We start from the raw sequence: 22085 nt of genomic DNA on the forward strand, positions 1-22085 counted from the left end.
TTTTACTGGGGAACCAGCAACTCCGTCGCCACGATCACCACCACCAGCCCGACAATCACCGGCACCGAAGTGCGCTTCACCACGTCGAACGGTGAGATTTTCGCCATGCCGGAGACCGCCACCACCACGCCGGAGACCGGCGACAGCGTGCGGCCGAGGTTAGACGCCTGCAGCATCGGGATCACCAGATAAGCCGGATTAACGCCCATTTGCGCCGCCAGTTTCGGGATCAGTTCGACAAACGCATAGAACGGCGCATTACCGGAGCCGGTGGTCATGGCTGCCAGCATGGTGATCACCACCAGCACCAACATCATGATCAAACCGCCGGTGCCGAACGACTGCGCCAGCCCGATCAACCCGCTGATAAAGCCGACGGTGCTCAACCCTTGCGCGAAGACCCCGGCGGCCACCAACAGCATGACCACGCTGGCGAATGCGTCCGCCATGCCGCGATAAGCCACTTCCAGGCCGCTGAATACCTGTTTCGCGCTGAAACTGCGCACGAACTCAATCAATGCCGCCAACAGTATGCAACCCACCAGCACGGTAATGATGTGCAGCTCCGGTCCCCATTTGCCGTCGAAAATCAGCACGCCGAGGATCGGTGTAAACGGCAATATCGCGTAAAATCCCGGCGCATGGGTTTTGATTTCGCTGACGTCCATGATGTGATGCTGTTCATTGCTCTTTCTGTCGAGATAACGCTGCCAGAAAAAATGCGCCACAGCCATGCAGACAATGGCGGCAATCGAGATAGGCAACGTGGTCTTGAACGCGAAGTCCACCAGCGGCATTTCCGCCGCTTTGGCCGCCAGCACCACGTCGCCGGACGTCGGCGCCAGAATAATCGCCGCCGGCGAAGCGCAAATGGCAGCCGCCGCGCCGCGGCTGATGCCCACGTTCACCATCAACGGGAACAGTGTCGCCATCAGCAGCACGCCGAGGCCAGTGGCGGAAGAGACCGCCAGCGACATCAGGCAAGCGACAAAATACGCCGCCACCATCAGCAGATAAGGCGAATTGATCATCTGCAGCGGACGCGAAGCCAGCTTGACGACCACGTCGTTGGCGCCGATATGCGTCATGTAGGCGGCAAAGCCGCACAGCATCATGATCATCATGCCGAGATCGCCGCCGCGGCTCATCAGCAAAATCTTGACGTATTCGATCATGTCGGTCGCGCGCCAGCCGGTTGAGGCGGCGCCGGACGGCAACAGCGTTTTCCCCATCAGGGCGCTGATGCCGAGCAGCAGCAGCCCCCCCACCAACAAGACGCCGGTAGCGGAATATCCCTTGATAATGTAACGGCCCACGCCCGCCGCGACTGCGGCGCCAATAAGGAGCTCAACCATATGAACCTCAAAAAGCAGAGAAGATAAATTTTTCTGGCATAGTAGTGAAATCCTCAGCCACGACAAGTGATACAAATCAATTCAGTAAACTATTTTTTGGTAATCTCCGGCGCACCTCTAGCAGATACACGGCCGAAACCCACCTTTCAGGCTCTACAGGAATAAACAAGAAGCGAGGTTAAGAAATCACATTTAACAACTTAAATTTGTTCATTCACACTTCGCTGTTAGTATAGTTGAGGGTTCTGGCCCTACCGCTATCAAAGAGGTCATTTACATGAATAGGCGTAATCTTGTAAAAACAATAATAGCCGGAACATCGGGTATTTTAGTCGGAAAAACGTACGCAACGGATAATATTCGCAGCATTATTCCCCCTGAGAAAGAAAAAGACTTGCAGTCAACCAATACGCTCTCTGCAATGTCTTTAAAACTAGCGGAATATGACGGCGCGAAATACATTGGTCGCTGTCCAGACATCAACACTTTAAGGAAAGTAATACCGCAATTTCCCAATCAAAAAATCGATGTCGTCAGTTTCTATGCGACAGACACCTTAAAATCCTCCGGCGGAGGAGAGTTTTATGCGGTTAAATCGACCGATCTTAAAGAGAAAAACGGCATCGTCGTTCGTGTCAATGAAGATTGGTGTTGGATCAGACTTGAATCCGTCTCTACCAACATTTGGCCTCTGGAATGGTTGGGAATACGAATAGGCTCACCACAATATGGCGCACTGAATGCCAAAATTTTACAGGAGTCCATCGTCAACAACTATCGTGTCGAACTTGTCTTCCCAAGCGGCATGACCTACCTGCAACCAGGAGTGGTCAAGATCCCCGGAAATTGGGCGGGTGTACTTCGCGGCAGTAATACACGTAATTGCATTATTCGGCCGAGCGAAAACCCTGACGACCCCAATATAATTTTAATAGAATATAATACAGAGAAGAAATTCAGCTGGGGGCTGCGTATCGAAAACCTGTCGTTTGACGGCATGAACTATACACTGAGTGCTATTCGACTGGCAAATGTCGGCTACGTATATACTAACAACCTTCAAATATATTCATTCAATGGTTGTAATCTTTGGTTGGACAAAGTGCAAGACTCCGTCTTTGAAGCCACCAATATTCAAGACGGCGGTTATTCAAGTGGCGATCCTTCTGATAATACGAAGACCACTCACCCTGCGTTATTACTGACCAGCACGATAAAAAATGATGCGTGCAACATGATCAGATTTAATAATTGTCAAATTGAAAACAACAAATGCAGCCCTTACATTCGTATCATCAGCGGCATCGGATTGATGTTTAATCAGACCCACGCTGAAATAAGAGACAAAGCGATGTGGGGGAAAAGAGATTTCATGGAAATCGCCAACGCAGATGTACAGATATCTGAACATGCGGGTTCTCGTTTTAGAAATGCGGTGCTTATTAACGGCTATGGCAGAACGACGATTTCCGGCGGCCGAGGCTTAGGCGGCGATCTTACTGTCCGTGCCGAAGGAAAAAGAGGCACGTTGGCATTATCAAATTGCTTGGTCGGCAACATAAATCTCTCCGCGTACAACGGCAATCACCAGTTTTCCAATGTGGTTGCCGCAAATGTCGTCTTAAAGAATACCGCAGGCTCTTTGAGGTGGTTTGGCGGTTCGATGAACGCTCTCGTCGTCGAAGGTTCGGTGAACCCCGCTTTAGGCGCGCATTTTGATGGCGTCCTGGTAACCCAAGATGTCACGTTCTCCGACCCTAAGGATACGCCTCAGCTTTCCCACTCATTCATCAATAGCACCGTGTTAGGCAATATGGCATTTAACTGTATAAACGGCGTGTATTACGCGAACAGCATTGCAGGCAATGAGATACTAGGCAAACGGCTCCGCATCGCTATTCCAGGCAATGTACGCACAATGTATGGCACTGCGGCTCCCACTTCCGGCACCTATAGTCAAGGTGACAGAGTGATCAACAGCGCTCCTGCCGCAGGGGGCTGGGATGGTTGGCGATGTGTGGCAGCGGGTACGCCCGGCGTATGGAAAGGTTACGGAAAAATCGCCGATTAATTCCAGCCATGTTAGATCAAGGGGGCAAAGCCCCCTTGATGTGATTCAAAGTTTGTCGAGCAGCTTTTTCAGATCCTGACCTTCGCGCGAATCCTTGTTCTTTTCAGCCCATTTGTTCAGCGCATCTTTAGCCCGATCCTGCAGCGTTTTACGCAACACCTGATCGACCTGCAGTTGATAGTTGAGCTGTTGCCACGGCCCATAGACCCGCAGCGGGATCGGCGTTTTTTGCAGTTGCTCGATCAGCTCGCCGCGCCCTTGCCATCCGCCGGTGACGCGCACGTTAAGCGCCATATCGCACTGTTTGCCCGGCATATCGATGCTGCCGACGCCGGTCAGCGCCAGCAAAGGAGAATCCGCCGTCAGACCGCTGAGCTTGATCGTGCCTTGATTCAGACTAGCCTGCGCCGAGACGTTTTTGACCTCGGTATAACGCTGATAGCTGTCTTGCCCGCGCACGCTGTTATCGTTGCGCGCCACAGCCTGCTGGATCAGCTGCTGAATGTTCAGGCCATGCAGCTGCGCATCCTGCATCGCCAGCTGCGCCGTACCGCGCCAGCGGCGCTCAAATGACTGTGAAGAGAGGCGATCGCCGGTCAAATCCCCTTTCATGCTGAATTTGCCGGTCAACATCTGCGGCATGTCGAAGGCTTTGAGCACCGTGCCCAGTTCAACCTGGTTCAGCGCCGGCTGCACGCTGATCACCGGTTTATTGCCGCGCGCGTCCAGCGCGCCCGGCAAGGAGAAATCACCGCCGGCCAATTGTCCGGCGAGTTTATGCAGCGTCAGCAGTCCGCGTTGGTTGTCCGCCACGACGGCCAACTGAGTGACGTTCATACCGCGATAGGTCAACTGCGCGGCCTGCAGATTCAACTGCGCATTGAAATCGCGCAGCGCCTCTAAATTCTGCTGCCGATCGTCAACCTGGCTGGCGATCACCGGCGCGGAAGTCACGGCGGGTTGTTCGGCGGTATTGGTGCTGGATTGCCAGCCGGAGAGCGCATCGAGATCGAGGTTAGCCGAATTGAGGTTCACCACATAGCCGGGCACCGCCCCCAGCGTGGCGCTGATATCGCCGGTCAATTGGCTGTTATTGGCACTGACGCTCAGCTGGCTGACGGCAATCTGCGCCGGCGTCTGCTGATAGACCACCTGCGCATTGCCCTCTCCCTGAATACCGCCGTTCGGAATATCCGCACCCGCCAGTTGATAATTGAACTGGGTGACTTTGGCGCCAATCTGGCGGGGGAACTGCTGCAAGTCGACATCGGCCGCCATGCTGAAGGTCAGGTCGCGCTGATCGCGGTTGACCCGGCTGGAAAGTTCCAGCTGCGCCTGTCGGGTCTGCGTTTGTTGCAGGGTGAGATTGATATCCCGGACATTAATTTGCTCATTGTCGGCGCGCTGCCAAATCAGCAGACTGTCCACAACCCGCAGATTATCGATATCGAACTTCCAGGCCACGTCTGTCGCGTCTGTGCCAGTGCCGGCCGGCGCGATCGGGGCATCCATCTGCGAATGCTCTTCGCTATCGGGCGTAAGGCGAATGATGGCGTTTTTCAGCATCACCTGTTTCACAAACAGCTGATGCGACAGCAGAGGCAACAGTTTGACATCGAGGCGCATATTTTCCGCGCTCACCACCGGCGCTTTCGCGCCCGGCGCGGTCAGCGTCATGCGCCCGGCCAAAATGCTGAGCTGCGGCCAGATATGCCAGCGCAGGTCGCCTTCGAGCGTCAGCTGATAGCCGCTCTTCTGCTCGACCTTTTTGATCATGTAACCGCGAAAATCATTCGGATTGACCAGCAGTACCAGCGCGGACATCCCCGCCACCACGACCACCAGTAAAATCGCCAATGTCGTCAGTAATCTTCTCATGCCACCCTCTTGTCAGCGCCACACCGACGGTGCATCCCGCGCCGTTAGTCCTTGTCGATTCGACTGGCTACTGCGCCCTGCTGATCGCGATACTTCGCGTCCTGCCGGCTGTTGTATGGCCGGGCCGCCGGGCCGGACAACGGTTCAAAGCTCAAGGCCCCGATCAGCATGCCCGGCCGCAGCGCCAGCGGCAGCTTGCCGGAGTTGTAAAATTCCAGCACGATGCGTCCGTGCCAGCCCGGATCGATACGGTGCGCAGTGACGTGCACCATCAACCCCAGGCGCGCCAGAGAAGAACGGCCGTCGAGCCAGCCCACCAGATCGTCCGGCAGCGTCACGGATTCGAACGTCACCGCCAGGGCCAGCTCGCCGGGATGAAGGAAAAACGCCTCGCCTTCCGGCAGGACAATCTCGTCGCTCATCACGCGATCCAACGCAGCGCTGACTTCGTCTTTCGGCCCGCTGAGATCGATAAAAGGCGCGGTATGGCCGCTGAATACGCGGAACTGGTTGCCCAAACGGACATCTACTGTGGCCCCGTTGATGCGTTCGAGCGGCGGGCGCGGGGAAATCACCAGTTTCTCGCTATCCAGCCAGGCTTCTATATCGCGGTCGCACAGTCTCATGTCTCTCTTCTCCATCAAAACGCGTAACTAAACAAAAATTGCCACACAACGGGCGAAAGGTCTACGCCGGGGTGCAAATAGTTGGCCGCCGGCCGGAAATACACATTCCCGGCCATTAAGCGGCATTATTCAAAGAATTGGCTGATTTTGGCTTTCAGAATATCGATCGCGATGCGGTTTTTGCCGCCGCGCGGGACGATGATATCGGCGTATTGTTTGGAAGGTTCGATAAACTGCAGGAACATCGGGCGCACGGTCTTCTGGTATTGCGCCATCACCGAATCCATTGAGCGGCCACGCTCGTTGACATCGCGCTTCATGCGGCGCATCAGGCAGATATCCAGCGGCGTGTCGACGAAGATCGAGAAATTCATCTCCTGGCGCAAGCGGATATCCGTCAGCAGCAAGATCCCTTCCAGAATAATGACTTTTTTAGGTTTCAGGTGAACGGTTTCTTTCTTGCGCGTGTGCTCGGTGTAGCTGTACAGCGGCAGTTCGATCGCTTTGCCGGCCTTCAGCATCTGCAAATGCTGGAACAGCAGGTTGTGATCCATGGCGCTCGGGTGGTCATAGTTGGTTTTGACCCGTTCTTCCATGGTCAGGTGACTCTGGTCTTTATAGTAACTGTCTTCTGGAATAACGCCGATGTGCTCATCGCCGACCTGCTCGCGGAGTTCGCGGTACAACGTGCTGGCAATAAGGCTTTTTCCGGAGGCAGATGCGCCAGCTATACCAATAATGACGCACTGATGCGGATTGTCAGTCATAAAATTAAAGACCTGATTTCGTAATGTGAAGGGAGGGAACTAAAACGCGACAATTATAGGGAGTCGTCGGGGTTTGCGCCACTGTATATTGCGCGACGGCGGGCGAATTCAGGCTATCGCGCCGTACCGGCGATATGACATTTTAAGAATCTCACGGCTAGGGCAATGCTCCGCAACAGGTTACACTCCTGCGCTGACTTAGGGACCCCGTAGTCTTTCATCGGAGAATGATGTGCTGGATTGGTATTTTTTGACTTTTTTCGGCGACAGCATGCTGCTGCTGCCCTGCGCGCTGATTCTTTTTTTATTGCTGCTCACATCGCCCGCCACTCGCGCGGCAGGCTGGCAATGGGCGCTGATTTTCGGTTTCACCGGCGGGCTGGTCTGCCTGTCCAAGTTGGCCTTTATGGGCTGGGGCATTGGTAGCGCAAGTTATGACTTCACCGGATTCAGCGGCCATTCGGCCCTCGCCGCGAGCATCTGGCCGCCGCTGCTTTGGGCTTTAACCGGTCGATTTTCCCATCCGGTGCGCAGCATCGCGTTGTTGACCGGGTGGATATTGCCTTTCACCGTCGGCGTGTCGCGCTTGGAGATCCGCGTGCATTCGGTATCCGAGGTGATCAGCGGGCTGATTTTAGGCTACCTGGCTAGCGCGCTGTTTTTATGGCTGCAGCGAGGGAAAGCGCGACCACAGCTTGCCTGGCCGCATTTGGCCATCGCGCTGGCCTTGCCGTTGGCGCTGATGGGGCAGCGGCAGCCGGCCCCCACTCAGGGATTGCTGGAACATATCGCCAAAACGCTGGCGCAGATCGAACGCCCTTATACCCGTGCCGACCTACACAAGCCGACCCCTACCCCATAAAAAAACCCGGCGTTTAAGCCGGGTTCTTGCATTGCGATAGGCTGATTACAGCGCGCGGAACGCAATCTCCGTCGGGATCGCCTCGCCCTGCCAATACATCTGCGCAGCCACGCGGCCGGCCAATTGACGATACATGTCGGCGAATTCGCTGTCCGGGCGGCTGATCACCGTCGGCGTACCGCGATCCAGATCTTCACGCAGCGAGATATGCAGCGGCATCTGCCCCAGCAGACGGCTGTTATATTTCTGCACCAGCTTCTCGGCGCCGCCGGTGCCGAAGATCGGCTCATGGTGGCCGCAGTTGCTGCAGATATGCACGCTCATGTTCTCGACAATGCCCAGTACCGGCACATGCACTTTCTCGAACATTACGATGCCTTTGGCGGCATCCAGCAAGGCGATATCCTGCGGCGTGGTGACCACCAGCGCGCCGGTAACCGGAATGTTCTGCGACAGCGTCAGTTGGATGTCACCGGTGCCCGGCGGCATGTCCAGCACCAGGTAATCCAGATCCGGCCACAGCGTATCCTGCAGCAGCTGCATCAACGCCTTGCTGGCCATCGGGCCGCGCCACACCATGGCGTTGTCGTCGGTCACCAGATAACCGATGGAGTTGGTCGCCAGCCCGTGCGCCATGATCGGTGCCATATGCTGCCCGTCCGGCGAGGTCGGCCGCTCATGTTCGGTGCCCAGCATGTTGGGGATCGACGGGCCGTAAATGTCGGCGTCCAGAATGCCGACCTTGGCCCCTTCGGCGGCCAGCGCCAGCGCCAGGTTGACGGCGGTGCTGGATTTCCCCACTCCGCCTTTGCCGGAGCTGACGGCGATGATGTTGCGCACGCCTTTGATCCCGGCCTGCGCGTTGGCGCGCTTCAGCGTCGTGATATCGTGTTTCAGCTTCCAATCGATGGCGCCGGCGCCGGTCACGCGCAGCAGTTCGGGGCCGACGCTCGCCTGCAGCGCTTCAAAACCGCTCTGCCAGGCAAAGGGCATCGTCAGTTCGATATGCAGTACATCGTCCAGCAACGCGCAGTGATGGATAGCCTTCAATGCGGTCAGGTTGTTTTTCAACGTCGGGTGTTCAAAGGCGGCCAGTACACCGGTCACCAGGGCGCGCAGAACTTCGGGGTTGGTCTGCTCAGGGGATTTTGCGTTCATCCCGGCTCCTTGATTTTGAATGGGTAGCTTCCGGCTAAGCATACCAGAACTGCGCGGCGGCTGGCGCGTATAACCTGTAAGAAACCGCCCTAGCAGCGAAGGGCGCGATCGGTTAACATCGAAGGCCCTTTTATTCATTACAGAAAGCAAGTTCTCACTATGGCTCAAGTCGCGAAAAAATTATTGGTGACGTGCGCGCTACCGTACGCAAATGGTTCCATCCATCTCGGCCACATGCTCGAGCACATCCAGGCGGATATCTGGGTGCGTTACCAACGAATGCGCGGCCACGAAGTGCATTTCATCTGCGCGGACGACGCGCACGGCACGCCGATCATGCTGAAAGCGCAGCAACTGGGCGTTAAACCGGAAGAAATGATCGCGGAGATGAGCCAGGAGCACCAACAGGATTTCGCCGGCTTTGGCATCAGCTATGACAACTATCATTCGACCCATAGCGATGAAAACCGTGAGCTGTCCACCCTGATTTACAGCCGCTTGAAAGAAAACGGTTTTATCAAGAACCGTACCATTTCTCAGCTGTACGATCCGGAGAAAGGCATGTTCCTGCCGGACCGTTTCGTGAAAGGCACCTGCCCGAAATGCAAATCGCCGGACCAGTACGGCGACAACTGCGAAGTGTGCGGCGCCACCTACAGCCCGACGGAACTGATCGATCCGAAGTCCGTGGTTTCCGGCGCGACGCCGGTGATGCGCGACTCCGAGCACTTCTTCTTCGACCTGCCGGCCTTCAGCGAAATGCTGCAGGCGTGGACGCGCTCTGGCGCGCTGCAGGAGCAGGTAGCGAACAAGATGCAGGAGTGGTTCGAATCCGGCCTGCAGCAGTGGGACATCTCCCGCGATGCGCCTTACTTCGGCTTCGAAATCCCGGATGCGCCGGGCAAATACTTCTACGTCTGGCTGGACGCGCCGATCGGCTACATGGGCTCCTTCAAGAACCTGTGCGACAAGCGCGGCGATCTGGACTTCGACGAGTTTTGGCGCAAAGACTCCACCACCGAGCTGTACCACTTTATCGGCAAGGACATCGTCTACTTCCACAGCCTGTTCTGGCCGGCGATGCTGGAAGGCAGCCAGTTCCGCAAACCGAGCAATCTGTTCGTGCACGGTTACGTGACGGTGAACGGCGCCAAGATGTCCAAGTCGCGCGGCACCTTCATCAAGGCCGGCACCTACCTGCAGCATCTGGATGCCGACTGCCTGCGTTATTACTACGCCGCCAAGCTCTCTTCACGCATTGATGACATCGATCTCAATCTGGAAGACTTCGTGCAGCGCGTCAACGCCGACATCGTCAACAAGGTGGTGAACCTGGCGTCACGCAACGCCGGCTTTATCAACAAGCGCTTCGGCGGCAAGCTGGCCGACAGCCTGGCCGATCCGGCGCTGTACCAGACCTTCGTTGATGCGGCGCAGAGCATCGCCGAAGCCTACGCCGGCCGCGAGTTCAGCCGCGCGATCCGCGAAATCATGGCGCTGGCCGATCTGGCCAACCGTTACGTGGATGAGCAGGCGCCGTGGGTAGTGGCGAAGGAAGAAGGCCGCGACGCCGATCTGCAGGCCATCTGCTCGATGGGCATCAACCTGTTCCGCGTGCTGATGACTTACCTTAAGCCGGTGCTGCCTTCGCTGACCGAACGCGCCGAAGCGTTCCTCAACGCCGAACTGAGCTGGGACGCGATCCCGCAGCCGCTGCTGGGCCATCAGGTGAACGCGTTCAAAGCGCTATTCAACCGCATCGATCTGGACAAGGTCAACGAGATGGTCAACGCCTCGAAGGAAGACATGGCCGCCGCCAAGCCGGTGACCGGTCCATTGGCCGATGATCCCATTCAGGAAACCATCACCTTCGACGACTTCGCCAAGGTCGACATGCGCATCGCCCTGATCAAGAGCGCCGACTTTGTCGAGGGCTCCGACAAGCTGCTGAAGCTGCAGCTGGATCTGGGCGGCGAATCGCGCCAAATCTTCTCCGGCATTCGCTCCGCTTACCCGGACCCGAAAGCGCTGGAAGGCCGTCTGACCATCATGGTCGCCAACCTGGCGCCGCGTAAAATGCGCTTCGGCGTGTCAGAAGGCATGGTGATGGCGGCGGGCCCAGGCGGGAAAGAGATCTTCCTGCTGAGCCCGGACAGCGGCGCGCAGCCTGGCATGCAGGTCAAGTAATCGCGCAGATGCGCGGCGTAGGGAGGGTCGAGCTTGCTCGGCCCTTTTTTATTGCCCCAACCCCCACGTTATAAGCATGAAGAAAAAGTCATAACCGCCCTGATTCCCCTGCCCGCCGCATCCGGCTATGATGCTCAGAAACCCAAAATAGACGTCCAGACAGAAAGACTGCTATAACAGACCTTTACCGGGATCGTTTCCCTGCTTTTTTGGAGCCTATAATAATGAAAAACCTCAAGACTTCGCTGCTCGCCCTCAGTCTGTTGTCCGCCCTGCCGCTGCAGGCGGCGGAAAACGCCGCCGTACCCGCCGCCATCGCTCAGCATCAGGGGCCGGTGCGCATCGCGGTGATCCGCAACCTCGGATCCGACGACAACACCACGCAATTTTTGGCGGGTGCCATTCAGGAAGGGCGCAAGCTGGGCTTCAAGGTGGATACCTTCCTCAGCAACGGCGACGACGCGCGCTTTCAGGACTTCGTCAATCAGGCTATCAGCCAGAAATATGACGGCATCATTCTCTCGCAGGGGCGAGCCCCCTATTCCACCGACCTGGTCAAGCGCATCGCGGCGGCCGGCATCGCCGTCGCGGCTTTCGATACCGACGTCAGCGGCAGCGTTCCCGGCATCACCGTCTCGCAGCAGGACGACGCTTCACTGGCCAATGCCTCCTTCGGCCAACTGGTGAAGGATTTCAACGGCCAGGCCAATATTGTCAAGCTGTGGGTGGCCGGCTTCCCGCCGATGGAGCGCCGTCAGGCCGCTTATCAGCAGTTGCTGAAACAGCATCCGGGCATTCATGAGCTGGAATCGATCGGCGCGGTCTCATCCGACGTACAGGGCGATACCGCCAACAAGGTGGGCGCGGTGCTGGCGAAATACCCGAAAGGCAAGATCGACGCCATCTGGGGCACGTGGGACGCCTTTACCCAAGGGGCTTACAAGGCGCTGAAAGAGAACGGCCGCACCGAAATCAAGCTGTACAGCATCGATATCTCCAATCAGGATTTACAGCTGATGCGTGAGGCCGGCAGCCCGTGGCAGGTCAGCGTGGCGGTGGATCCGAAGCTGATCGGCGCGGTCAACCTGCGCCTGGTGGCCAACAAGATCGCCGGGGAAAGCACGCCGGACAACTATCAGTTCAAAGCGGCGGTCATTCCACAGGCGCTGCTGCTGGCGCAACCGGGGCCGGTCAACGTCGCCGGCCTGGCGAAGATCATCCCCGGCTGGGGCAGCAGCAGCGATTTCGTTCAGCAGTGGTTCGCCACGCTGCAGGCCGAACACGGTAAATAATGCTGTTTTTCACGAGGCTGCCGACGCAGCCTCTGTTTTTCAGATAAATATCGGCAGCCCCCTTCCGTCCCCGCCAAAATGCGCTATGTTATCTGCATCGCCCAATAACTGTATGCATAAACAGGTTTCAAATGAAGGGATTCCCCTCGCAGATTAACGTGCTGCTGGCCAGTTCGCTGGTGTTGACCATCGGCCGCGGCGTCACGCTGCCGTTCATCACCATCTACCTTACCGAGCATTTCCACCTGTTGCCGAAGAGCGTGGGCGTGATCCTGGGCGTCAGCCTCACCCTCGGCATCATCGCCAGCCTGTACGGCGGCTATCTGGTGGACAAATTCAGCAAAAATCGCCTGATCCTGCTGTCGATTTTATTGTTTGCGCTCAGCTTCTTCGCCATTCCCTGGATCCCGCGCCCCGGCGGCGTGATCGTGGTGCTGGCGATCCTGCACACCTGTTATTCGGTGCTGAGCATCACCATTAAGGCCTGTTTCGCCGATTGGCTGCCGGTCGAGCAGCGCATCAAGGCTTTCTCAATCAACTACACGCTGGTCAACGTCGGCTGGGCGATCGGCTCGGCACTCGGCGTACTGGTGGCCGGCCTCAACCCGCTGCTGCCGTTTTACCTGTCGGGCGGGTTGGCGCTGGCGACGGTGGCGGCGCTGAGCCAGCGCTTGCGCGGGCGGGAACAGCACGCAGCCCCTATAGCCGCATCAGCCTCACTGCCCAACTTCCGCCAGACGCTGACCATCTTGCGCAGCGATCGCCGGCTTATCTACTTCACCCTCGGCAGCACCCTGGGCGCGGTGGTGTTCGGACAGTTCACCGGCTATCTGTCGCAGTACCTGATCACCGTTTCCAGCGCCGAATTCGCCTACAAAATCATCGGGCTGGTGATGATCGTCAACGCCAGCATCGTCATCGCCCTGCAATACCTGCTTAGCCGCGGCATGCGCCAGGAAAACATGCTGCGCTGGCTGGCGCTGGGCACGCTGTTTTTCATCGTCGGGCTGCTCGGCTTTATGGTCGCCGGCGAGGCGGTCTGGCTGTGGCTGGCGGCGATGGCGGTGTTTACCCTCGGCGAAATCATCGTTATCCCGGTGGAATACATGTTCATCGACTTTATCGCGCCGCCGCACCTAAAAGGCAGCTACTATGGGGTACAGAACCTCAGCGCGCTGGGCGGCGCCATCAACCCAGTGCTGTGCGGGGTGCTGCTCAGCTACGCCGCGCCGCCGTTGATGTTCGTGATGCTGATCGTCGCCGCGCTGCTCAGCCTGCTGTTTTTCTTCCTCGGCCATCGTTTGGCGGAACGTTCTGCGGCAACGGCCGAGGACGCGCGCTGACCCTGCCTGCAACTCTCAAAGCAGGATGTCAACCCGCCGATCGCGCATGGCAGGCATAGCGAGAATTCATGGTGCGATCTGTGGCATGGCTCACAGTTTAATTGTATGATGAATGCATCAGTTAAACGGGAAAAGACAATGGCCAACGTGCTCACACTGTGCTGGAAATACCTCAGGGCCCTGCTCCTCATCTACCTGTGTCTGTTCGTCGGCAACGCAGTGGCGGCGCTGCTGCCGTTCGCCATTCCCGGCAGCATCATCGGCATGCTCTTGCTGTTCGCGCTGCTCTCGACCCAGATCCTGCCGGCCAAATGGGTTAAACCCGGCTGTCATTTGCTGATCCGCTACATGGTGCTGCTGTTCGTGCCGATCGGCGTCGGCGTGATGAAATATTATGACCAGATCGTTGCGCATCTGGGCCCGCTGGTCATTTCTTGCCTGATCAGCACGCTGATGGTGCTGGTGGTGGTCGGCTATACCTCACACTATTTTCACCGCGAGCGCCGCATTGCCGGCAAGCCCGACGACACGGAGGGCAACTCATGATCCATGAAATCTGGTGGTCGCTGCCGCTGACGCTGGCGGTCTATTTCGCCGCGCGCTGGCTGGCGCGCAAGTTGAACATGCCGCTGCTCAATCCGCTGCTGGTGTCCATGGCGGTGATCATCCCGCTGCTGCTGCTCAGCGGCATTTCCTATGAGCGCTACTTCCAGGGCAGCAGGATCCTCAACGATTTGCTGCAGCCGGCGGTCGTCGCGCTGGCCTTCCCGCTGTATGAGCAGTTGCACCAAATCCGCGCACGCTGGAAGTCAATTATCACGGTGTGCTTCATCGGCAGCCTGACCGCCATGATCAGCGGCGGCGCCATCGCCCTGTGGTTGGGCGCCACGCCGGAAATCGCCGCCTCTATCTTGCCGAAATCGGTCACTACGCCGATCGCGATGGCCGTCGCGGACTCGCTCGGCGGCATTCCGGCGATCAGCGCGGTTTGCGTTATTTTCGTCGGCATCCTCGGCGCCGTGTTCGGCCACACGCTGTTCAACCTGTTGAAAATCACGACCCCCTCGGCGCGTGGCCTGGCAATGGGCACGGCTTCCCACGCGCTGGGCACCGCGCGCTGCGCGGAGATGGACTATCAGGAGGGCGCCTTCGGCTCGCTGGCGCTGGTGATCTGCGGCATCATCACCTCGCTGCTGGCGCCGTTTGTGTTTCCGGTGCTGTTGCATCTATTCGGTTGATCAGGATGAAACTTGCGATACATCTCGCATTTATGCCTTTTATTGCATTGATTTCATCATTTAAGAGATATTGATCACACTTTAATGTCTCTGGCCTGCCTAGAATGTGATCCCGTTAACCTGTAGAGAGACCTTCCATGCATCCGCGTTTTCACACCGCTTTCAGCGCACTGCCCGCGACACTGCAATCCGCCCTGCAGCCTTATCTGAACGCGTCCGACTTTCCGGCGATGTTCACGGCCGAGCAAGCGGCGGCGATCCGCTCAGGCTGCGGGTTGGACGATGACGCGCTGGCATTCGCGCTGCTGCCGCTGGCGGCGGCCTGCTCGTTAACCCCGATATCGCATTTCCACGTCGGCGCCATCGCGCGCGGGCAAAGCGGCAATCTCTATTTCGGCGCCAATATGGAATTCAGCGGCGCGCCGCTGCAGCAATCCGTACATGCGGAACAAAGCGCAGTGACTCACGCCTGGCTGCGCGGCGAAAAAGCGCTGGCTTCGGTCACCGTCAACTACACGCCGTGCGGCCACTGCCGCCAGTTTATGAATGAGCTGAACAGCGGCGGCGAGCTGCAAATCCGTTTGCCTGGCCGCGCGCCGGCCACGCTGGCGGACTATCTGCCGGATGCCTTCGGCCCGAAAGATCTGGATGTCGCTTCACTGCTGATGGACGAGGTCGATCACGGGCATCAACTGCTGCTGAACGATGCGCTGACGCAAGCGGCGCTGGCGGCGGCCAACCGGAGCCACGCGCCGTACAGCAACGCCCACAGCGGCGTGGCGCTGGAAACGGCAGACGGCAATATCTACGCCGGCCGCTATGCGGAAAACGCCGCCTTCAACCCGAGCCTGCCGCCGCTGCAGGCCGCGCTGATCCTGCTGAACCTCTCCGGCGGCGACTGCCAGAACATTCGCCGCGCTGTGCTGGCCGAACCGCAGGACGCGAGCATCAGCCAGTGGGATGCCACCCGCGTCACTCTGGCGGCGCTGGGTTGCCAAAACGTCAGCCGCGCCGCCTTCTAAGCGCACCACGGCGGGGCCATCCGGTTCCGCCGTTAACAGTACCGCCCGCCAAATACAATGCCCCGACGCCGCCAGAGACACTTTCTTTAGTTAAAAAATCATTTGATTGTCGATAATTACGCCAACCTGGTTCATCATCGGGCAACAAATGCTGTACATCTTCTCTTTATCTTTTAGGATCGTCGGCAATACAGTTATCTGATACGTGAAGAGTAAAACTGATGGAACTAGAATACGAAAGCAAACGCCCGCTCTACATCCCTTACGCCGGCCCGATTCTGCTGGAATTTCCGCTGCTGAACAAAGGCAGCGCTTTCACCGAGGAAGAACGTAGCCACTTCAACCTGCACGGCCTGCTGCCGGAAGCGGTGGAGACCATCGAAGAACAGGTGGAACGCGCCTACCGTCAGTATCAGGATTTCAAGAACGATAACGATAAGCACATCTACCTGCGCAACATCCAGGACACCAACGAAACCCTGTTCTATCGCCTGCTGGACTCGCACTTGAGCGAGATGATGCCAATCATCTACACCCCGACCGTCGGCGAGGCCTGTGAGCACTTCTCCGATATCTACCGCCGCGCGCGCGGGCTGTTCATCTCCTACCCGAACCGCGATCGCATCGATGACATGCTGCAAAACGCCACCAAGCAGAACGTCAAGGTGATCGTGGTGACCGACGGCGAACGCATTCTCGGCCTGGGCGACCAGGGCATCGGCGGCATGGGCATTCCAATCGGCAAGCTTTCGCTGTATACCGCCTGCGGCGGCATCAGCCCGGCCTACACCCTGCCGGTGGTGCTGGACGTCGGCACCAACAACCCGCAGCGCCTCAACGATCCGCTGTACATGGGCTGGCGCCATCCGCGCATCTCCGGCGAGGAATACCACGCCTTTGTCGAAGAGTTTATTCAGGCGGTCAAACGCCGCTGGCCGAACGTGCTGCTGCAGTTTGAAGACTTCGCGCAGAACAACGCCACCCCGTTGCTGAACCGCTACCGCGACGAGATCTGCTGCTTTAACGACGACATTCAGGGCACCGCCGCGGTCACCCTCGGCAGCCTGATCGCCGCCAGCCGCGCCGCCGGCAGCCAGCTGCGCGATCAAACCGTCACCTTCCTCGGCGCCGGTTCCGCCGGCTGCGGCATCGCCGAGCAGATCATCGCGCAGATGAAGTCCGAGGGGTTGAGCGAAGACGAAGCGCGCGCCCGCGTATTCATGGTTGACCGTTTCGGCCTGCTGACCGACAAACTGCCGAACCTGCTCGACTTCCAGAGCAAGCTGGTGCAGAAGAGCGACAACCTGTCCGGTTGGGAAACCGCCAGCGACGCCATCTCGCTGCTGGACGTGGTGCGCAACGCCAAGCCGACCATTCTGATCGGCGTTTCCGGCCAGCCGGGGCTGTTTACCGAAGAGCTGATCCGCGAGATGCACAAGCACTGCGAACGCCCTATCGTGATGCCACTGTCCAACCCGACCTCGCGCGTGGAAGCCCGTCCGGAAGACATCATCAACTGGACCGACGGCGCCGCCCTGGTCGCGACCGGCAGCCCGTTCGCGCCGGTAAGCTACAAAGAGCAGCTGTACCCGATTGCTCAGTGCAACAACTCCTACATCTTCCCGGGCATCGGTTTGGGCGTGCTGGCCTCCGGCGCCACCCGCGTCACCGACGCCATGCTGATGGCCGCCAGCCGGGCGCTGGCGGATTGTTCGCCGCTGGCGACCGACGGCCACGGCGCGCTGCTGCCGAATATCGACGATATTCAGGGCGTATCCAAGTGCATCGCCATGGAAGTGGGCAAAGCGGCGCAGCTGCAGGGTGTGGCGATCGTCACCTCCGAAGACGCACTGTCGAAAGCCATCGAGCACAACTTCTGGCGGCCGCAGTACCGCAGCTACAAGCGCACTTCGTTCTGATTGACGCGCTGAAATGACCCAGCCCGGCTCCGCCGGGCTTTTTTGTGCGGCAAAACCGCCGAAAAATGCGGCGACGCGCGTGCTTCAGGCGGTTCGCGTCTTGCGTCGGTCGGTCAGGTAAAGTAGCCTTGATCCATCTTTTTCAGCCCGGCGCGCGTAAGGCAACAACATGTGGAAACGCCTGATAATCAGCCTGTTCATCATCATTGCGGTGTTGATGGGCTCGGCTATTGCGCTCGATCGCTGGATCAGCTGGAAAACCGCGCCTTACGTCTACGACGAACTGCAGGAATTGCCGCATCGCCAGGTCGGCGTAGTGCTCGGCACCGCCAAGTATTATCGCACCGGCGTGATCAACCAGTACTACCGTTACCGCATTCAGGGAGCGATCAACGCCTATAACAGCGGCAAGGTGAAATACCTGCTGCTGAGCGGCGACAATGCCCAGCAAAGCTATAACGAACCGATGACCATGCGCCGCGATCTAATCGCCGCCGGCGTGGCGCCGAGCGATATCGTGCTGGATTACGCCGGCTTCCGCACCCTGGATTCCATCGTGCGCACCCGCAAGGTGTTCGACACCAACGATTTCATCATCATCACCCAGCGCTTCCACTGCGAGCGCGCGCTGTTTATCGCCCTGCACATGGGCATTCAGGCGCAGTGCTACGCGGTGCCGTCGCCGAAAGACATGATGACGGTGCGCGCCCGCGAGATCTTCGCCCGTCTGGGCGCGCTGACCGATCTGTACATCCTCAAGCGCGAGCCGCGTTTCCTCGGCCCGCTGATCCCGATCTCCGCCATGCACACCGTGCCGGAAGACGCCCAGGGTTATCCCGCCGTCTCGCCGGAACAGTTGGTGGAGCTGGAGCACAAGCTGAAAGAAGAGAAGCAGAAAGCCAAACAGCCCTGATGCGGCAAACGCCCAAAAAGAAAGGCCGGCAAAATAGGCCTAATGCCGGTCACTTAAGCCTGACTGGTATTTTTTATCCAGTCTCTTTACGTGACGTGCAGGATGAATTGCCGTAAATCCCCCGAATTTCTCTGTTACTACAATGAACGGCAATTGGAGGGGCCGAAGGCGCGGCCCCTCCACCCGCGCCCTTGCTTAACACCGTCTGCCCGCTATGCGGATGCCCTCGCCGCGTCTGCATTGTCGGGCGGGTCGGCTGCGACAAACGTCCCTGTTAGTCTCGCCTCAACCGGCCTTCCCTGGCCGGTTGCCCCTGACAATGCCGTCTTGCTCGGCAGCCGGTGATGCGCGCCTAAGGTCAACACCCGAGCTGGCAGCTACCGGGCAACCTGTCCCTTATGAGGTTATGGCAGAGAAGAGAAATCGGAGATGAGCACGGTATTGGACGCCCTTGAAGACGCCGAACGCAGGCATAGCGCATTAGGCGAAACCGCCATGGACGGCGGTTTCAGGTGAGACAGGCAGGGACGCCTGTCGCAACCGGCCTCAATGCGCTATGGCGGAGGGAGGACAAATCTGCCTGGAGCAGATTTGAACGCTGCTTGCAGCGGCCCCGAAGGGGCGAGGCCCAGGGATGGGCTGAGTAACGTTGGCAAAGCCAACCGTCTGATAGGGCAAAGGCGCGGGTTGCCAGGGGCCGCGCCTTCGGCCCCTGGCTCGGTCGAGGTGCTGGAGCCTCATGATGCACCTCTCATTTATCGACCGAAAATGACCCGAGTACTTCAAAAAAACGCTAACTGACCAGCATTAGGCAAAATAGGCCGGCCTTGTCGTCTCTGCTGCGGTAAACCTACTTCTTCTTGGCGTATTTCAACGAGTCCAGCGCCACGGCGAAGATGATGATGCTGCCCTTGATGATGTACTGCCAGTACGGGTTGATGCCGATATAGGTCAGGCCGTAGTTGATGACGGTAAAGATGATCACCCCGGTCACCACGCCCCACACCGTACCCACCCCGCCGGCAAACGAGACGCCCCCCACCACGCAGGCGGCGATGGCGTCCAGCTCATACATAAAGCCGAGGTTGTTGGTGGCGCTGCCGATGCGCCCCGCTTCCAGCAAGCCGCCGAAGGCATAGAACACGCCGGACAGCGCATAGATCATGATCAGGTTCAGCGGCACGTTGACGCCGGAGACCTTGGCCGCTTCCGGGTTGCCGCCGATGGCGAAGATGTTCTTGCCGAAACGGGTCTTGGTCCACAGGATCCAGACGAAAATGATGGCAATCAGCGCATAGAAGGTGATGTACGACAGCTTAAAGTCGCCGAAGCGCAAGAAGCCTTGGGCAAAGGTGGAGAACTTCGGATCGAAGCCGGCGACCGGCGACGCACCGACCGAATCGTAATACAGCGAGTTGATGCCGTAGACGATGATCATGGTGCCCAACGTGGTGATGAACGGCGTCACGTTGAGGTAGGCGATAATCAGGCCGTTAACCAGGCCGATCACCGCGCCGACCGCACACACCAGCAGGATGACCACGGGAATCGACCAGGTTTCCATGTGCGGGAACACTTTGTTGACGTTATCCATCGACTGCAGCAGCGTGGCCGCCACCACCGCCGCCAGCCCCACCTGCCGCCCCGCGGACAGGTCGGTGCCCTGGGTAACGATCAGCCCCGCCACGCCCAGCGCGATGATGATGCGCACCGAAGACTGCGTCAGGATGTTGCTCAAGTTCATCAGGCTGAGGAAGGTAGGATCCTGAATGATGATGACGGCCAACAGCACCAGCAACACCACGTAAATGCCGCCTTCCTTGAAATAGGTAAATAAGGTTTTTTTATTTAGCGCGTTCATAATTCGAATCCTTAAAGGTGCAGGGAGGCGAGACGTAAGATTTCATTTTGCGAGGTCTGCTTGGTGTTAACGATGCCCGCAACCTGGCCGTTGCTCATCACCAAAATGCGGTCGGTGATCCCCAAAAGCTCCGGCATTTCGGACGAGACGATAATGATCCCCTTGCCCTTCTTCGCCAGTTCGGTCATCAGCTGATAGATCTCGAACTTGGCGCCCACGTCGATGCCGCGCGTCGGTTCATCCAGCATCAGGATCTCCGGCTGCGTCAGCAGCCAGCGGCCGATGATCACCTTCTGCTGGTTGCCGCCGGACAGCGAGCCGATATGGGTGTGATGCCCCGGCGTTTTCACCCGCATGGCGTCGATCACCCACTGGGTGTCGCTCTTCATCCGCGCGTTGTCCAGCAGGCCGAGCTTGTTTTTATAATTGCGGATGTTGGAGATCAGCGAGTTGAAACCCACGTCGAGGTAGGCGTAAATCCCGGTGGATCGGCGCTCTTCGGTCACCAGCGCGAAACCGTGGTTAATCGCTTCGTTGGCGCTGTGGTTGCCGATCGCCTTGCCGTGCAGCTTGATAGTGCCCGCCACCTTCTCGCGAATGCCGAACAGCGTCTCGACGATGTCGGTGCGTTTGGCGCCCACCAGCCCGGCGATGCCGAGGATCTCGCCCTGGTGCAGATCGAAGGACACATCGCGGATCGAAGGCTGGCGCAGCGACGTCAGGTTCTTCACCTCGAGGATCACCTCACCCGGCGTGTTCTGCCTGTCGGGGAAACGCTGGCTCAGCGAGCGGCCGACCATCATGGCGATGATCTTGTCCATATCCAGCCCTTCCAGCGGCTGGGTGGCGATCCACTGGCCGTCGCGCAGCACCGTTATCTCGTCGCACAGCTGGAAGATCTCTTCCATCTTGTGCGAGATATAGACGATGCCGCAGCCGCGCTCTTTCAGCTTGCGGATGATGGTGAACAGGTGATTGACCTCCTTCTCCGTCAACGAAGAGGTCGGTTCGTCCATGATGACGATCTTGGCGTCATAGGAAAACGCTTTGGCGATCTCGATCATCTGCATCTGCGACACCGACAGGTTGCCCACCTTTTCGCGCGGGTTGATGTCGATATCCAGCTCGTCGAAGATCGCCTGAGTGTCTTTGAACATCTTGTCCTGATCGACGAACAGGCCTTTGGTCGGGTAGCGTCCCAGCCACATGTTGTCCATCACGGTGCGTTGCAGCACCAGGTTCAGCTCCTGATGCACCATGGAAACGCCGTGCTCCAGCGCTTCCTTCGAGCTCTTGAAGTCGATTTCCCGGCCCTGAAATACAATGCTGCCGCTGTCTTTTTTGTAAATGCCGAACAGGCATTTCAACAACGTCGATTTCCCCGCGCCGTTCTCCCCCATCAGGGCGTGAATGGAGTGTGGACGGACGCGTAAATTGACATTGTCCAAGGCTTTGACGCCGGGAAATGACTTACAAATATCCGTCATTTCCAGCAAAAATTCGCGTGAGCTATCGGCCATAAATACACCTGGCTTAACGATCTTGCAGTCGTAAACATCCCCGCCGGCGGTATCCCTGGTGTTGGCGCCGCAG

General features: G+C 58.2%; 17 protein-coding genes. 10 read left to right on the forward strand and 7 right to left on the reverse strand.

Going from position 1 to position 22085, the window contains the following annotated elements:
* Positions 1–2: 2 nt before the first annotated feature.
* Positions 3–1355, reverse strand: a complete 1353-nt coding sequence (dcuC, locus tag J9788_RS10680; protein ID WP_182264851.1) for an anaerobic C4-dicarboxylate transporter DcuC — start codon at positions 1353–1355, stop codon at positions 3–5.
* Between the two features lie 277 nt (positions 1356–1632).
* Between dcuC and J9788_RS10685 the strand changes: the two genes are divergently transcribed.
* On the forward strand, positions 1633–3426 hold the full coding sequence (locus J9788_RS10685) for a hypothetical protein (protein ID WP_182264852.1): 1794 nt from the start codon (positions 1633–1635) through the stop codon (positions 3424–3426).
* Between the two features lie 45 nt (positions 3427–3471).
* Here J9788_RS10685 and asmA read toward each other — a convergent pair whose 3' ends face one another.
* The 3 genes from asmA to udk form a co-directional block, all read right to left on the reverse strand.
* Positions 3472–5304 (reverse strand): outer membrane assembly protein AsmA, encoded by a 1833-nt coding sequence (asmA, locus tag J9788_RS10690; RefSeq protein WP_182264853.1) that lies wholly within the window; start codon positions 5302–5304, stop codon positions 3472–3474.
* A 44-nt stretch (positions 5305–5348) separates the two neighbouring features.
* Entirely contained in the window at positions 5349–5930 is a 582-nt protein-coding gene (gene dcd / locus J9788_RS10695; RefSeq protein ID WP_019454407.1) for a dCTP deaminase, read from the reverse strand.
* Positions 5931–6055: 125 nt separating this feature from the next.
* Positions 6056–6697: a uridine kinase gene (udk, locus tag J9788_RS10700; protein WP_033642454.1), complete on the reverse strand. Its 642-nt coding sequence runs from the start codon at positions 6695–6697 to the stop codon at positions 6056–6058.
* 232 nt (positions 6698–6929) lie between these two features.
* On the opposite strand from udk, the gene J9788_RS10705 reads away from it, so the two are divergent.
* The gene (locus J9788_RS10705) at positions 6930–7559 is read left to right on the forward strand and encodes a phosphatase PAP2 family protein (RefSeq protein WP_182264854.1); all 630 of its coding nucleotides are present in this window, start codon (positions 6930–6932) and stop codon (positions 7557–7559) included.
* A 45-nt stretch (positions 7560–7604) separates the two neighbouring features.
* Here the strand turns inward: J9788_RS10705 and apbC are convergent, their stop codons facing one another.
* On the reverse strand, positions 7605–8717 hold the full coding sequence (apbC, locus tag J9788_RS10710; protein ID WP_033650602.1) for an iron-sulfur cluster carrier protein ApbC: 1113 nt from the start codon (positions 8715–8717) through the stop codon (positions 7605–7607).
* Between the two features lie 159 nt (positions 8718–8876).
* Between apbC and metG the strand changes: the two genes are divergently transcribed.
* The 8 genes from metG (at position 8877) to sanA (ending at position 18631) form a co-directional block, all read left to right on the forward strand.
* Positions 8877–10904: a methionine--tRNA ligase gene (gene metG, locus J9788_RS10715; protein ID WP_046896990.1), complete on the forward strand. Its 2028-nt coding sequence runs from the start codon at positions 8877–8879 to the stop codon at positions 10902–10904.
* A gap of 224 nt (positions 10905–11128) precedes the next feature.
* Positions 11129–12196 (forward strand): sugar ABC transporter substrate-binding protein, encoded by a 1068-nt coding sequence (locus J9788_RS10720; protein ID WP_182264855.1) that lies wholly within the window; start codon positions 11129–11131, stop codon positions 12194–12196.
* A 131-nt stretch (positions 12197–12327) separates the two neighbouring features.
* Positions 12328–13539 (forward strand): MFS transporter, encoded by a 1212-nt coding sequence (locus tag J9788_RS10725; RefSeq protein WP_182264856.1) that lies wholly within the window; start codon positions 12328–12330, stop codon positions 13537–13539.
* A 138-nt stretch (positions 13540–13677) separates the two neighbouring features.
* Positions 13678–14085, forward strand: coding sequence for a CidA/LrgA family protein (locus J9788_RS10730; RefSeq protein ID WP_033642448.1), 408 nt, complete (start codon positions 13678–13680; stop codon positions 14083–14085).
* The gene (locus J9788_RS10735) at positions 14082–14777 is read left to right on the forward strand and encodes a CidB/LrgB family autolysis modulator (RefSeq protein ID WP_033642447.1); all 696 of its coding nucleotides are present in this window, start codon (positions 14082–14084) and stop codon (positions 14775–14777) included. Before J9788_RS10730 ends, J9788_RS10735 begins: the two co-directional genes overlap by 4 nt.
* Positions 14778–14914: 137 nt before the next feature.
* Entirely contained in the window at positions 14915–15799 is an 885-nt protein-coding gene (gene cdd, locus J9788_RS10740; RefSeq protein WP_182264857.1) for a cytidine deaminase, read from the forward strand.
* Positions 15800–16020: 221 nt separating this feature from the next.
* Positions 16021–17718 carry an NAD-dependent malic enzyme gene (locus J9788_RS10745; RefSeq protein WP_182264858.1) on the forward strand — a complete coding sequence of 566 codons (1698 nt, stop codon included), beginning with the start codon at positions 16021–16023 and terminating at the stop codon, positions 17716–17718.
* A gap of 169 nt (positions 17719–17887) precedes the next feature.
* Positions 17888–18631, forward strand: a complete 744-nt coding sequence (gene sanA, locus J9788_RS10750) for an outer membrane permeability protein SanA (protein ID WP_004938948.1) — start codon at positions 17888–17890, stop codon at positions 18629–18631.
* An 850-nt stretch (positions 18632–19481) separates the two neighbouring features.
* Here the strand turns inward: sanA and mglC are convergent.
* A complete protein-coding gene (mglC, locus tag J9788_RS10755; RefSeq protein ID WP_182264859.1) occupies positions 19482–20492 on the reverse strand; it encodes a galactose/methyl galactoside ABC transporter permease MglC in 1011 nt (336 codons plus the stop codon).
* A gap of 11 nt (positions 20493–20503) precedes the next feature.
* Positions 20504–22012: a galactose/methyl galactoside ABC transporter ATP-binding protein MglA gene (mglA, locus tag J9788_RS10760; protein WP_182264860.1), complete on the reverse strand. Its 1509-nt coding sequence runs from the start codon at positions 22010–22012 to the stop codon at positions 20504–20506.
* Between the last annotated feature and the right edge of the window lie 73 nt (positions 22013–22085).

Source organism: Serratia sp. X10, from assembly GCF_017811775.1.
In the GTDB taxonomy this organism is placed as follows: Bacteria; Pseudomonadota; Gammaproteobacteria; order Enterobacterales; family Enterobacteriaceae; genus Serratia; species Serratia ureilytica.